The 12,997-nt window shown below is 63.5% G+C and carries 13 protein-coding genes; 9 read left to right on the top strand and 4 right to left on the bottom strand.

Annotated features, from left to right (window positions below; translation table 11 throughout):
- Positions 1–227: 227 nt before the first annotated feature.
- The 4 genes from C7G42_RS22675 to petA all read right to left on the bottom strand — a co-directional run bounded on the left by C7G42_RS22675 (position 228) and on the right by petA (position 4,253).
- The gene (locus tag C7G42_RS22675) at positions 228–680 is read right to left on the bottom strand and encodes a GNAT family N-acetyltransferase (RefSeq protein WP_245427912.1); all 453 of its coding nucleotides are present in this window, start codon (positions 678–680) and stop codon (positions 228–230) included.
- A gap of 1 nt (position 681) precedes the next feature.
- The gene (locus C7G42_RS22680; protein WP_106951171.1) at positions 682–1,356 is read right to left on the bottom strand and encodes a dienelactone hydrolase family protein; all 675 of its coding nucleotides are present in this window, start codon (positions 1,354–1,356) and stop codon (positions 682–684) included.
- Between the two features lie 240 nt (positions 1,357–1,596).
- Entirely contained in the window at positions 1,597–3,660 is a 2,064-nt protein-coding gene (gene fbcH, locus C7G42_RS22685) for a cytochrome b/c1 (RefSeq protein WP_106951172.1), read from the bottom strand.
- Positions 3,661–3,722: 62 nt separating this feature from the next.
- The gene (gene petA / locus C7G42_RS22690) at positions 3,723–4,253 is read right to left on the bottom strand and encodes a ubiquinol-cytochrome c reductase iron-sulfur subunit (protein WP_041748489.1); all 531 of its coding nucleotides are present in this window, start codon (positions 4,251–4,253) and stop codon (positions 3,723–3,725) included.
- Between the two features lie 286 nt (positions 4,254–4,539).
- Here petA and C7G42_RS22695 point away from each other — a divergent pair, with 286 nt between their 5' ends.
- The 9 genes from C7G42_RS22695 to C7G42_RS22735 all read left to right on the top strand — a co-directional run bounded on the left by C7G42_RS22695 (position 4,540) and on the right by C7G42_RS22735 (position 12,991).
- On the top strand, positions 4,540–4,998 hold the full coding sequence (locus C7G42_RS22695) for a tRNA (cytidine(34)-2'-O)-methyltransferase (protein ID WP_106951173.1): 459 nt from the start codon (positions 4,540–4,542) through the stop codon (positions 4,996–4,998).
- A gap of 18 nt (positions 4,999–5,016) precedes the next feature.
- Positions 5,017–5,649 (top strand): 7-carboxy-7-deazaguanine synthase, encoded by a 633-nt coding sequence (gene queE / locus C7G42_RS22700; RefSeq protein WP_106951174.1) that lies wholly within the window; start codon positions 5,017–5,019, stop codon positions 5,647–5,649.
- Positions 5,650–5,667: 18 nt separating this feature from the next.
- Positions 5,668–6,555 carry an oxygen-dependent coproporphyrinogen oxidase gene (gene hemF, locus C7G42_RS22705; protein ID WP_106951453.1) on the top strand — a complete coding sequence of 296 codons (888 nt, stop codon included), beginning with the start codon at positions 5,668–5,670 and terminating at the stop codon, positions 6,553–6,555.
- Positions 6,552–7,292, top strand: a complete 741-nt coding sequence (locus C7G42_RS22710; protein ID WP_199581079.1) for an HAD family hydrolase — start codon at positions 6,552–6,554, stop codon at positions 7,290–7,292. The genes hemF and C7G42_RS22710 overlap by 4 nt, the downstream gene beginning before the upstream one ends.
- A 329-nt stretch (positions 7,293–7,621) precedes the next feature.
- Complete coding sequence (locus C7G42_RS22715) at positions 7,622–7,831, top strand: YodC family protein (protein ID WP_106951176.1); 210 nt, start codon at positions 7,622–7,624, stop codon at positions 7,829–7,831.
- A 107-nt stretch (positions 7,832–7,938) separates the two neighbouring features.
- On the top strand, positions 7,939–8,538 hold the full coding sequence (locus C7G42_RS22720; RefSeq protein WP_245427877.1) for an Isoquinoline 1-oxidoreductase subunit: 600 nt from the start codon (positions 7,939–7,941) through the stop codon (positions 8,536–8,538).
- A 120-nt stretch (positions 8,539–8,658) separates the two neighbouring features.
- Positions 8,659–10,170 (top strand): glucan biosynthesis protein G, encoded by a 1,512-nt coding sequence (locus C7G42_RS22725; protein WP_106951178.1) that lies wholly within the window; start codon positions 8,659–8,661, stop codon positions 10,168–10,170.
- Positions 10,158–12,299 (top strand): glucans biosynthesis glucosyltransferase MdoH, encoded by a 2,142-nt coding sequence (gene mdoH / locus C7G42_RS22730; protein WP_106951179.1) that lies wholly within the window; start codon positions 10,158–10,160, stop codon positions 12,297–12,299. The genes C7G42_RS22725 and mdoH overlap by 13 nt, the downstream gene beginning before the upstream one ends.
- Before the next feature lie 125 nt (positions 12,300–12,424).
- A complete protein-coding gene (locus C7G42_RS22735; RefSeq protein ID WP_106951180.1) occupies positions 12,425–12,991 on the top strand; it encodes a hypothetical protein in 567 nt (188 codons plus the stop codon).
- The last annotated feature ends 6 nt before the right edge of the window (positions 12,992–12,997 follow it).

Raw genomic sequence — 12,997 nt, forward strand, 5'->3', positions numbered from 1 at the left:
GAAGGCCGCCGCGCTGTGCAGGCGACCTCAGACGATTTGGGAAAGGAAAATCGCACCGGCCACCTCGTTAGGAGGTGCGCCACCAAAGACGGGCTGGGCGGGCTGCGATGCTCATGGCCGGATACTCACCATCCGGCAGACGCCATGTCAAGAGACGGAACCGGCCCCCTTGCCGTCCAAGCCCCTCCTCGAAGGACTGAAAGGCCCAAAATATCCCAAACTGCTGCTCAGCCCTCGCGGACATATAGCAGGTCGATGGCTCCCTCTTCCTCGTTCATCCATCGATCGCGCTCGTGAAAGCCGTGCTTCGCGTAGAACAAGCGGGCGACGAAATTCTGCTCGAAAACATCGAGCGTGATCCGGCCGGGAGCACTCGCAATCGCGCGCTCCAGCAGGGCAGAACCGGCACCGCATCTGTGGCGCGATGGATCGACGTAGAGCTGGTCGACATGCCGGTCCTTCAGCGCAATGAAGCCCGCCATGGCGTCGGCCTCGAACGCTGCAAGAGTCCAGCTCCATTCGGCGAACTTTGGCGAGTACCAAGCCTCGACCTCTTGCAGCGAATACGACCAGTTCAAGAATCGGTAGGCGATCAGACAGGCGCGGTAGTGCACGAGACTGATCGCCTCGAGATCGTCCATTTCGAGCGGCCGAAAACTGAGTTTCAGGCTGCCCGTCATGCTATCCAAGATGCTTCCGGAAGAACTCCGTCGCACGGCCCCAGGCGAGCTCGGCGGCTTCGCGGTCGTGCACGGCCTGGCGCTGCTCGTTGACGAAGGCGTGCTCAGCGTCATAGCGGAACAGCTCAAGCGACTTGCCGGCGGCCTTCATGGCCTTCTCGAAGCCGTTGACCAGCTCCGGCGTGCACCAATCGTCCTTGTTGGCGAAATGCGCCTGAAGCGGGATCTTGACGTCGGCGGGCTTGGCCGCCTGTTCCGGCGGGATGCCGTAGAATACGACGCCAGCTGCGAGCTCCGGCACATGCACCGAGCCGATGATGGTGACGGCGCCGCCGAGACAGAAGCCGGTCAGCCCGACCTTGGCACCGTTACGCGACAGATATTGCGCGGCACCGCGCACGGTCTGCGTGGTGGCGTCCATGAAGTCGAGCGAGTTCATCTCCTTGTTGGCGCTGTCCGTGTCGTGATACGGCACCACCTTGCCCTTGTAGAGATCGGGCGCCAGCGCGTCGAAACCAGCCAGCGCGAAGCGGTCGCACAGGCCCTTGATCTGGTCCGACAGGCCCCACCATTCCTGGATTACGACCACGCCCGGCGCATTGCCGCGGGCTGCATTGGCGAGATAGCCCGAGGCGTCCTTGCCGTCCGGGCGCTTGAAGGTGATGGCGGTTCCCATGGTGTCCTCCGATGAGTCTCTGGGGAGCGGTTGGCGGTATCTTCGCCGGTGCGGGCACGAGGCGCAATCCACACTCTCGTCATTCCGGGGCGCGCGATAGCGCGAACGCGGAATCCATCGGGCGGCAGAGTCGGTCGATGAATGGATTTCGGGCTCGATGCTGCGCATCACCCCGGAATGACGGCGACAAAAAAGCCCCCTTACGGGGGCTTTTTCATTTCTAGTCTCGGCAAGCGCCGCTCAGTGCGAGCTCGCCCAGACCTTCTTCTTGGTGAAGTACATCAGGCCCGCGAACAGGATCAGGAACACGAAGACCTGGAATCCGAGGCGCTTGCGCGCTTCCATGTGCGGCTCGGCCGTCCACATCAGGAAGGTGGTGACGTCCTTGGCGTATTGCGCGACCGTGGTCGGCGAGCCGTCGTCATAGGTCACCTGGCCGTCGTTGAGCGGCTTCGGCATCTTGATGGCGTGGCCCGGGAAGTACTTGTTGTAGTACGAGCCGTCCGGAATGGTGACGCCTTCCGGCACCTTGTCCTCAAAGCCCTGCAGCAACGCCGAGACGTAGTCCGGGCCCTGCTCCTGGAACTGGGTGAAGAAGTCGACGATGAACATCGGAAAGCCGCGGCCGTAGGAGCGCGCCTTGGTGATCAGCGACAGATCGGGCGGCGCCGCGCCACCGTTCGCGGCACGAGCAGCCTGCTCGTTCGGGAACGGCGAGGGGAAATAGTCGGCCGGACGGCCGGGACGCTCGAACATGTCACCCGCATCGTTCGGGCCGTCCTTGACCTTGTACTCGGAGGCGAACGCCGCCGCCTGCGCCACCGAATAGCCGGGTCCGCCGGCTTCGGCGAGGTTGCGGAAGGCGACGTAGGACAGGCCGTGGCAGCTGGCGCAGACCTCCTTGTAGACCTTCAGGCCGCGCTGCAGCGCGCCGCGATCGTACTTGCCGAACGGGCCCGAGAACGACCATTTGTTGCCCGGCGGCTTGTCGCTGCCTTCGGAGGCGCGGGCATCCCGCATGCTGCCGAGGAACAGCGCGCCGGCGGCGACGAGCATGACCGCGATGGAAGCAACAGCCTTGCCGCCCTTGGCCAGGATCGCCTCCGAGATCGAGTTCGGGACCGGTCTTGGCGTCTCGATGCGTGAGAGCAGCGGCAGCACGATCAGGAAGTAGGCGAAGTAGCAGAACGTGAGGATACGGCCGGCGATCACGTAAATGCCTTCCGGCGGCTGTGCACCGAGATAGCCGAGCAGGATGCAGACCGCGACGAAGATCCAGAAGAACTGCTTCGCCAGCGGGCGGTACTTCGACGACCTCGTCTTCGCGGCGTCCAGCCAGGGCAGGAAGCACAGGATGATGATCGCCGAGAACATCCCGATGACGCCCGCAAGCTTGTTCGGGATCGAGCGCAGGATCGCGTAGAACGGCAGGTAATACCATTCCGGCACGATGTGCGGCGGGGTCACGCCCGGATTTGCCGGAATGTAGTTGTCGGCATCGCCGAGATAGTTCGGCATGTAGAAGATGAACCAGGCGTAGAGCAGCAGGAAGCAGGCGACGCCGAAGCCGTCCTTGATGGTCGCATGCGGCGTGAACGGCACCGTGTCCTTTTCCGTCTTGGGCTCGACGCCGTCAGGATTGTTCTGGCCGGCGACGTGGAGCGCCCAGACGTGGAGCACGACGACACCTGCGATCAGGAACGGCAGCAAATAGTGCAGCGAGAAGAAGCGGTTCAGCGTCGGATTGCCGACCGAATAGCCGCCCCACAGCAGCGTCACGATGCTCTCGCCGACATAGGGAATGGCAGAGAACAGATTGGTGATGACGGTAGCGCCCCAGAAGCTCATTTGGCCCCACGGCAGCACGTAGCCCATGAAGCCGGTCGCCATCATCAGCAGGTAGATGATGACGCCGAGGATCCAAAGCACCTCGCGCGGCTCCTTGTAGGAACCGTAGTACAGGCCGCGCAGCATGTGGATGTAGACCGCGAAGAAGAACATCGACGCGCCGCACGCGTGCATGTTGCGCAGCAGCCAGCCGTAATTGACGTCACGGACGAGCAGCTCGACCGACTTGAAGGCGAGATCGGCATGCGGCGTGTAGTGCATCGCCAGGATCACGCCGGTCAGGATCTGCATCCCCAGCATGAAGGAGAGAATGGCGCCGAAGGTCCACCAGTAGTTCAGGTTGCGCGGCGTGGGATAGACGACGAAGGAAGAGTGCATGAGGCCGAGGATCGGCAGGCGCCGTTCGAGCCATTGCAGGGCCGGATTGCTCGGCTGGTAGTCGGATGGTCCGCTCATGATGCGATCCTGAGGAAGTAAAACGACGAGACGGCGCGAAGCTTCGGACGCGGGTCCGAGGCTCAGCCGATCTGGATTTTGGTGTCGGAAACGAAAGTGTACGGCGGCACCGGCAGGTTCGCGGGCGCGGGCCCCTGGCGGATGCGGCCGGACGAATCGTACTGCGAACCATGGCAGGGGCAGAAGAACCCGTCGTAATTGCCTTCATGGGCGATCGGGATGCAGCCGAGATGGGTGCAGATGCCGATCACGACCAGCCATTGCTCGTGGCCGGACTTGACCCGGGCCTCGTCGGACTGCGGATCGGGCAGGCTCGCCACGTTGACGGCGCGCGCCTCGTCGATCTGTTTCTTGGTGCGGTGGCTGATGTAGATCGGCTTGCCGCGCCAGAACACCTTGATGTCCTGCCCCTCGGCGACCGGACTGAGATCGACCTCGATCGGCGCACCGGCGGCGATGGTCGACGCGTCAGGATTCATTTGGGAGATGAAGGGCCAGAGCGCGGCTGCGCCCCCTACTGCTGCAGCTGCCCCGGTTGCAACGAATAAGAAATCACGGCGTGTCGGATGGTCCGCCGAAGACGCTGTCGTCACGATTCCAACCCTTTCTTCTTATGCCACCGGTGGAACCGCTCCAGGAGCCCCCAAGGTCCCCGGAACAGTCTGCCGGCGCCCGCGGCCCCCCGCGGCGGCAGAACTTCGCTCATTCACCTCTAAACGGATGAAACAGCAGTCCAGAATCGTTCTATTGGCACCCTTGCCGGGCGAGCGCAAGCCCGCTATCGGCGCGGGAGCGTGCAATGCACGAATTCCGCGGCCAGCGGTGTTTTAGTGAGACATTTCCGGCACGCATCGCCCCGATACAGCCCTCGCACAGCCCATGCAGATAGCGCTCTTCCAACCCGACATCGCTCAGAACACCGGCACGATTCTCAGGCTTTGCGCCTGCCTGGGCATCGCCGCCCACATCATCGAACCGGCGGGCTTCCCCGTCTCCGACCGCCTGTTCCGCCGGGCGGGAATGGACTACCTCGACCATGTCAGCCTGACCCGCCATGACTCCTGGTCGAAATTCGAGGATTGGCGCACGGCACATGGCTACCGCCTGCTGCTGTTCACCACGAAAGCTGCCGCCGACTACCGCGATTTCCGTTACCAGACCTCGGACATCCTGCTATTCGGGCGCGAGAGCGCCGGCGTCACCGACGCGGTGGTCGAGGCCGCCGATGCGCGGCTGGTGATCCCGATCAAAGCGGGGCTGAGGTCGCTCAATGTCGCCATGACCGCGGCCATGGCCGCCGGCGAGGCGCTGCGGCAGATCCGGAACCCGCAGGCCTAACCGATTGAGGAGAGACGAGTGAGTTACGCGGTCAAGGAGATCTTCCTGACCCTGCAAGGCGAAGGCGCCCATGCCGGGCGCGCGTCCGTGTTCTGCCGTTTTGCCGGCTGCAACCTCTGGAGCGGCCGCGAGGCGGACCGTCTCGAGGCCACCTGCAAGTTCTGCGACACCGATTTCGTCGGAACCGACGGCACCCTCGGCGGCCGCTACGGCTCGGCCGCCGAACTCGCCGACACCATCGCCGCGCAATGGCGTGCCACGGCCGCGAACCGCTACGTGGTGCTGACCGGCGGCGAGCCGCTGCTCCAGGTCGACGCCGCGCTGATCGAGGCGCTCCACGCCCGCGGCTTCGAGATCGGCGTCGAGACCAACGGCACCATCGCAGCTCCCGAGGGACTCGACTGGATCTGCGTCAGCCCCAAGGGCGGCAGCGAGCTGGTGCTGCGCCGGGGCCACGAGCTGAAGCTGGTCTATCCGCAGGCCCTCGCCGCGCCCGAGACGTTCGCGGACCTCGCCTTCGAGCGCTTCTCGCTGCAGCCGATGGACGGGGCCGAGGTCATCGAGAACACCGCGCGCGCGATCGACTACTGCCTGCGCCATCCGCAATGGCGGCTCAGCGTGCAGACGCACAAATCGCTCGGCATCAGATAGGACGCGACCGGGATGCAGATGGAGATGGCGACGATCGAAGACCGCAAGACCCGCGCCCGCGGCTGGTTCGAGGCCTTGCGCGACGACATTTGCGCGAGCTTCGAGCGGCTCGAGGACGACGCCCCGCAAAACCTCTACCCGGGCGAGGCCGGCCGCTTCAAGCGCACGCCCTGGCAGCGCACCGACCATACCGGCGCGCCCGGCGGTGGCGGCGTGATGTCGATGATGCATGGCCGCCTGTTCGAGAAGGTCGGCGTGCACTGCTCGACGGTGCATGGCGAGTTCGCGCCCGAATTTCGCGCCCAGATTCCCGGTGCCGCCGAGGATCCGAGATTCTGGGCTTCTGGCATCTCGCTGATCGCGCATATGCGCAATCCGAACGTGCCCGCCGTGCACATGAACACCCGCTTCGTCGTCACCACCAAAGCCTGGTTCGGCGGCGGCGCCGATCTCACGCCGGTGCTGGACCGAAGGCGGACGCAGGACGATGCCGACACCATCGCCTTCCACGCCGCGATGAAGCAGGCCTGTGCGCAGCCGAACGGCGTTGCCGACTACGACAAGTACAAGAAATGGTGCGACGAATATTTCCATCTGCCGCACCGCAAAGAGGCGCGCGGCATCGGCGGCATCTTCTACGACTGGCACGACAGCGGCGACTGGGACGCCGATCTCGCCTTCACCAAGGACGTCGGCCGCGCCTTCCTGAAGATCTACCCCGAGATCGTCAGGCGCAATTTCGCGAACGCCTGGACCGCTGCCGACCGCGAGGAGCAGTTGATCCGGCGCGGCCGCTATGTCGAATTCAACCTGCTCTATGATCGCGGCACCATCTTCGGGCTCAAGACCGGCGGCAATGTCGATTCGATCCTGTCGTCGATGCCGCCGGAGGTGAAGTGGCCATGATTGTTTCGAAGCCGCTTCCCCGCGCCATGCTGATCGACATGGACGACACCATCCTGTCGGCCTATGGCCGGCCCGAGATCGCCTGGAACACGATCGCAAAGGAATTTGCCGACGAGCTGGCGCCGCTGCCGCCCGAGCTGATCGCAACCACTGTCCTCGCTTTCGCGCGAAACTTCTGGGCGAACGCCGAAGCCGCATGGCGGATGAAGCTCGCCGAGGCGCGGCACCTCACAGTCAAGGGCGGCTTTGCCGCGCTTGCTGCGGCCGGCCATCGCGCCCTGCCCGACGACCTCGCCATCCGCCTCGCCGACCGCTTCACCGCCTATCGCGAGGAGGAGATGTTCGTCTTCCCGGGCGCGCACGAAGCGATCGACACGTTCAAGGCGCTCGGCATCAAGCTTGCGCTGGTGACTAACGGCGCCGCCGACATGCAGCGCGCCAAGGTCGAGCGCTTCGAGCTGGAGCACCGCTTCGACCACATCCAGATCGAGGGCGAGCACGGCTTCGGCAAGCCCGAGGAGCGCGCCTATCTGCACGCGATGGAGGCGCTCGGCGTCTCAGCCGCAGACACCTGGATGATCGGCGACAATCTGGAATGGGAAGTGGTGACGCCGCAGCGCCTCGGCATCTACTCGATCTGGATCGACGTGCACGGCGACGGCCTGCCCGAGGGCTCGCCCATCAGGCCCGACCGCATCATCCGTTCGCTGACCGAACTGGTGCCGGACCGGCCCTGACTTGGGCACCAAAAGCAAAATATCGAAAAACAACCCCATGCACAGTAGACGACTGCTGCAATAACAACGGCTTACGGCACGTCGAAAACGAAATACTGATTTTACGAAATGATTTGACCCGTCGGGCAATTCGGGTGCATGATATCAGTATCGCCGCGCCCGGGATGTAACAGACCCTGGTGCCATCGAGCGATCCCCCAACTCGAACCTCTGCAATCGGCGTTTCGGAAGTTGACGCCAGCCGGACACATTCGCGGGTCTGCCTCCCGTGATCGGCATGTCATGCCGGCTTGCTAGCTTCCTAAGTCATCAACCTGAAAGGACCATCCATGGAACTGAAAGCCGGCGATATCGTCATGCTGAAATCCGGCGGGCAGCCGCTCACCGTCGCCGAAGTGAAGGGCGACGACGTACTCTGTCTCTGGATGGGCTCGGAAGGCGACTTGTTTCGCGAGACCCTACCGCTCGCCGTGCTCGAACAACTGGAAGAGTTGGACGAGGACGACGAGGATGAAGAAGACGACGAAGACGAGGAATAAAGCGCGGCCAGGACCATCCTGGCGGCGCGGGAACCAAACCAAGAGGCGTCGATTAGGATGTCATGATCCGCGCGCCTCAATTCGCCGTTCGGGCCGGAAGCCTTGCGATGATCGCTTTCGTCGTAGCGATAGCTGGCTCTCGCCCGAGCGGTGCAGACCCCTCGCCTGCTTCCACAACACTGCGGAATGCAGCCGAGTTTTCGTCGATTTCAAATCAAGCCGATCGCTCGCGCGCGCTGTTCGAAGAAATCGGTAAGGTGCTCACCAATCCGCGTTGCATGAATTGCCACCCGGCCGGCGATCATCCGTTGCAGGGTGACGATAGCCACGAGCATGTACCGCCGATATGGCGTGCCGAGACCGGGCATTTCGAGGTCAGCTGCTCCGGATGCCATAGCGGGAAAAATTTCTCGCTTCACGAAGCGGCCACCTATCGAAGCATTCCCGGTCATCCGCGATGGGGCTTCGCGCCACTGTCCATGGCGTGGGAAGGCAAGTCGTTGGGCGAGATCTGCCGCCAGTTGAAGGACGTACAGCTCAATGGCGGTCGTGACCTCGCCGCGCTGCAGGAACACATCGCCAAGGATGATCTCGTCGCGTGGGGTTGGAATCCCGGCGAAGGGCGCAAACCTGCTCCCGGCAGCCAGCAGGCGGCGGGCGAACTGGTGCAGGCCTGGATCGATAGCGGCGCCGAGTGCCCGCGCTGACTCAAGCAGATATCCGGACGTTGCGGCGCCCATAACGCGCAATGCTGAGCTCCTTGGATGTTCAATGGAACTCCCGGGAACATCGGCCGTTTCCATCCGTTCCAAAATTAGGAGACGCGCGTGAACCGCCGAGACCTTCTTCGCGCATCAGCTGCTGTTTCAGCTGCAGCCATCCTGCCACGGGCTGCAGACGCTCAGACCAGCGCCGCCGCGCCCTTCGGCCCATCCACCGTGCGCGAGCTGGCGCGGGCGCTTGCGACCAAGCCATTCGTGGCTCCGGACGAGAAGCTTCCGGATGCACTGAAGAATCTCGATTACGACCAATACCGATCCATTCGGTTCGCCCCCGAAAAGGCGCTGTGGCGTGACGAAAAGTTGCCGTTCCAGGTGCAGTTCTTCCACCGCGGCTTCTTCTACAAGAACAGGGTCGACATCTTTGAGGTGGCGAACAGGAGCGTTACACCGGTGTCGTATCGGCGCGCTGACTTTTCGTTCGGCGCAGGGCTCGGGCAATGGCCGGATGCGGACCTCGGGTTCGGCGGCTTCCGTATCCATACCCCGATCAACAAACCCGATTATTACGACGAACTTTGCGTATTCCTCGGTGCAAGCTACTTCCGGGCCGTTGCGAAAGGACAGACCTATGGCCTGTCCGCGCGGGGGCTTGCGATCGATACAGGCGAGAGCAAAGGCGAAGAGTTTCCGGTGTTCAAGGCGTTCTGGCTGGAGAAGCCGGCGCCGAACGCCTCCTCGATAGTGGTCCATGCGCTGCTCGACAGCAAGAGCGCGGCAGCCAGCTACCGCTTCACCATACGGCCGGGCCAAACCACGGTATTCGACGTCGAGATGGCCCTCTATCCGCGGGTCGACGTCGAGCACGCGGGGCTCGCGCCGATGACCAGCATGTTCTTCTTCGGTCCGAACGATCGGAAGGACTTCGATGATTTCCGACCCGCGGTTCACGACTCGGATGGACTTTCGATCTTCAACGGCAGAGGCGAGCAACTCTGGCGGCCGCTCAACAATCCGCACGATTTGCAGGTCAGCAGTTTTGCCGATGTCAATCCTGGCGGCTTCGGCCTGATGCAGCGGGAGCGGAATTATCTCGCTTATCAGGATCTGGAATCCAGTTTCGAGACGCGTCCAAGCCTCTGGTTCGAGCCGATCGGCGATTGGGGCGAAGGGGCAGTGAAACTGATCGAGATCCCGACCAAGGAAGAGGTCCACGACAATATCGCCGCGCTCTGGCAGCCGAAACAGCCCCTGACGGCAAAGAGCGAGCATATCTTTACCTATCGACTGCACTGGGGACCGGACGCGCCGAAAGCCGACGCACTCGCGCGGTTCACGCGAACGGGAATCGGCAGCCGTGGCGATGACAGCAAGCTGTTCGTCCTGGAGCTGATGGGCGACCGCCTCAAGAGCATTGATCCCAAGACCATCAAAGGCATGGTGACCGCTGAAAAAGCCGAGATCAGCAACATCGTCACGCAACCAAATCCCGCGACTGGCGGATGGCGTTTGAGCTTCCAATGCGCGGTCAAGGGGCAGGCGTCGATCGAATTGCGCGCCTTCCTCGCGCAGAACGATGCGCCGGTCTCTGAGATATGGATCTATCGATGGACGCCCTGAAGCAGTCGCAGGCGCCGCTGCCAAGCGCCCCCGCCCGCCCGTTTCTGCCGCAGGAAAGCCCACTGACGATGCTGCCGTGCCGGCTGGACCACGCAGCCGGCGTCCGGCAAACGCAAGCGCCGGCGAGGGCCAGCTTGACGGTTCGCCGTCTCTTCATCTTTGCCGGTACCGCCTTGCTGACGCTTGCAGGCGGCTACGGCATGTACGATGTGGTGAAAATTGGCGGTGTCACCTTTCTCGAGGCGCTGCTGCTGGGTCTGTTTTTCGTGCTGCTCGCCTGGGTCGCGTTCTCGTTCATGTCCGCGCTTGCCGGATTTTTCGTGCTGTTGACGCGCGGGCAGGTCAGCCTGCCGATCGACACGACAGGCCCGCTGCCTCCCGTCACCACGCGCACCGCGATGCTGCTGCCGACCTATAACGAGGACCCCCATCATGTGATGGCCCGGCTGCGCGCAATGTATGAATCCGTCGAAGCGACCGGATATGGCGCACAATTCGACTGGTTCTTGCTCAGCGATACGACCGACCCGGACATCTGGATCAGCGAAGAGATGGCCTTCATCCAGCAGCGCCGCGCCTGCGGCGGAGATCGGCTGTATTACCGGCATCGGTCCGACAACACCGCGCGGAAGTCCGGAAACATCGCCGACTGGGTCACCAGGTTTGGCGCGGCCTATGATCACATGATCGTCCTCGACGCGGACAGCCTCATGGAGGCTGACACGATCGTTCGCATCGTCCACGCGATGGAGCTGCACCCCACTTGCGCGCTGATCCAGACGCAGCCCGTCATCGTCAACGCGCGCACGCTGTTCAGCAGGCTGCAGCAATTTTCGGGACGCGTGTACGGTCCTCTCATCACGGCGGGCAATGCCTGGTGGCACGGCGGCGACAGTAATTATTGGGGTCACAACGCCATCATCCGGATACAGGCCTTCGCTGCGGAGGCCGGACTGCCGGAACTGCGCGGTCGCAAACCTTTCGGAGGACACATCCTCAGCCATGATTTTGTCGAGGCCGCGTTGATGCGCCGCGCCGGCTGGGGGATCTATATGGTCCCGGCGGTTCGCGGCAGCTTCGAAGAGGTCCCGCCGTCGCTGCTGGACTTTGCGGGGAGAGACCGTCGCTGGTGTCAGGGAAACCTGCAGCATCTCGCGGTCCTGCCGGCGCGTGGGCTGCACTGGGTCTCGCGGCTGCATCTGCTCACCGGCATCGGCTCCTACGTGACGGCGCCGCTCTGGCTTCTCTTCCTGTTGCTCGGTGTGCTCATCTCGCTGCAGGCGCATTTCATCCGGCCCGAATACTTTCCGAAGGGCTTCAGTCTGTTTCCGACCTGGCCGCAACAGGACCCGGTGCTTGCAGCCTGGGTCTTTGCCGCGACAATGGGGCTTCTGATCCTGCCGAAGCTGCTGGCCTACCTTGTTATGATCAGCGATCGCGACGAGCGAGCCGGATTCGCAGGAAGCCTGCGCGCTCTGGCGGGTGTCGTTTGCGAGACCTTCGTGGCGGCATTGCTTGCGCCCTGCATGATGATCCTCCAGACCAAGGCCGTCGTGGAAATTCTCGCCGGCCGGGACGCAGGCTGGCAAGTGCAACGCCGAGGCGATGGACGGCCTGCCCGCGGCGAAGCCTATCGAAAGCTCGCCGGACCGACACTGTTCGGCCTCGCCCTGTCGATATGCGCCTATGCAGTCTCCTTGCCCCTGCTGCTCTGGATGTCGCCGGTGGTCCTGGGATTGCTGCTTTCGATCCCGTTGGGGATCATGACGTCTTCGCGGCTGAGCACGCCCGGAGTCTTTGCAACGCCGGAAACCAATAGTCCGCCTGCCGTGGTGCTGCGCGCGAACGAGCTCGCCGCATCAGAGCGCACCGAGATGGCCGGGGCTCTCCACCAGCTCGGCCGGGATCCGGAATTGCTGGTGGAGCATCTGGGCTCGCTGTCGCCTGCCAGCCCGCGTAAATTTGGTCGCGTCGACGTGCCTCTTGCGACCGCAACCGCCAAGATCGAGCAATGCGAAAGCCAGGAGGATGCCGCTGCCTGGCTCGACAGATCCGAACTGCACGCCGTGCTTGGCCATCCGACGCTGCTCAAACAGGTCCTCGAGATGCCTCCAGGCAGGCAGGAATAGCCGTCGCGGCGCCAGCCGTTATCGGGTGCAGGCTGATGTCGGCGCTGCCGGGCGTTCGTTGCTCACGGCTGCCGATCGCTGCCGCACCAATTGCGTTGGACGAAAAGGCTGACTAGGACGTTCGGATGAGCATCGAATCGCCTCCGAGTTGGCCAGTTGTGGACCGACCGCCCTTTGCGCCCGCGCCGCGTCGCCGATGGCCGTTTGCGCTCTTCGTCGCCATTGTCCTGGCGCTCGCAGGCGCAGGGGCAGGTTATGTCTGGCTGAACCCGGGATTGTTCAGTCAGTCTGCCGGACGCGAGGATGGGGATGCCGACAGCAGATCCAATGACAAGGCGATCATGACCGACCTGCTCGCCGCGCAACAAAAGACGGCCGACGACCTGGCGGCGATCGACAGGGCCATCGCCGACCAGCAAGAGCAATTGAAGGCGATCGTAAGTCAACTTGCCAACCTCAGTTCGAAAATTGACTCAGTGAGGAGCACGGCCTCGCAGGCATCGGTCACACCGGCTCCGCTGACCGCGCCCAGTGCCGCGATGCCATCGGCTTCCGTGCCTCCCGTTGCGCCCGCTGCAACAGCGCGCGTCGCCCCGAAGCAAAAGAAGCCACCGCGCGCAACGTCCCCGACTGGCCCGATATCGGTCGGGGGAGCGCCGTTGAACGCAGCGCCCGATGCGACTGTGCGCTGAGCCGGG

Source organism: Bradyrhizobium sp. MOS003, assembly GCF_003020125.1.
In the GTDB taxonomy this organism is placed as follows: Bacteria; Pseudomonadota; Alphaproteobacteria; order Rhizobiales; family Xanthobacteraceae; genus Bradyrhizobium.

Excerpts from the sequence above, each read along its gene's own strand:
- mdoH (WP_106951179.1), top strand. The coding sequence starts at position 10,158 with ATGGACGCCCTGAAGCAGTCGCAGGCGCCGCTGCCAAGCGCCCCCGCC.
- C7G42_RS22710 (WP_199581079.1), top strand. The coding sequence starts at position 6,552 with ATGATTGTTTCGAAGCCGCTTCCCCGCGCCATGCTGATCGACATGGAC.
- C7G42_RS22735 (WP_106951180.1), top strand. The coding sequence starts at position 12,425 with ATGAGCATCGAATCGCCTCCGAGTTGGCCAGTTGTGGACCGACCGCCC.
- C7G42_RS22675 (WP_245427912.1), bottom strand. The coding sequence starts at position 680 with ATGACGGGCAGCCTGAAACTCAGTTTTCGGCCGCTCGAAATGGACGAT.
- C7G42_RS22720 (WP_245427877.1), top strand. The coding sequence starts at position 7,939 with ATGATCGCTTTCGTCGTAGCGATAGCTGGCTCTCGCCCGAGCGGTGCA.
- fbcH (WP_106951172.1), bottom strand. The coding sequence starts at position 3,660 with ATGAGCGGACCATCCGACTACCAGCCGAGCAATCCGGCCCTGCAATGG.
- C7G42_RS22715 (WP_106951176.1), top strand. The coding sequence starts at position 7,622 with ATGGAACTGAAAGCCGGCGATATCGTCATGCTGAAATCCGGCGGGCAG.
- C7G42_RS22680 (WP_106951171.1), bottom strand. The coding sequence starts at position 1,356 with ATGGGAACCGCCATCACCTTCAAGCGCCCGGACGGCAAGGACGCCTCG.
- hemF (WP_106951453.1), top strand. The coding sequence starts at position 5,668 with ATGGAGATGGCGACGATCGAAGACCGCAAGACCCGCGCCCGCGGCTGG.
- C7G42_RS22695 (WP_106951173.1), top strand. The coding sequence starts at position 4,540 with ATGCAGATAGCGCTCTTCCAACCCGACATCGCTCAGAACACCGGCACG.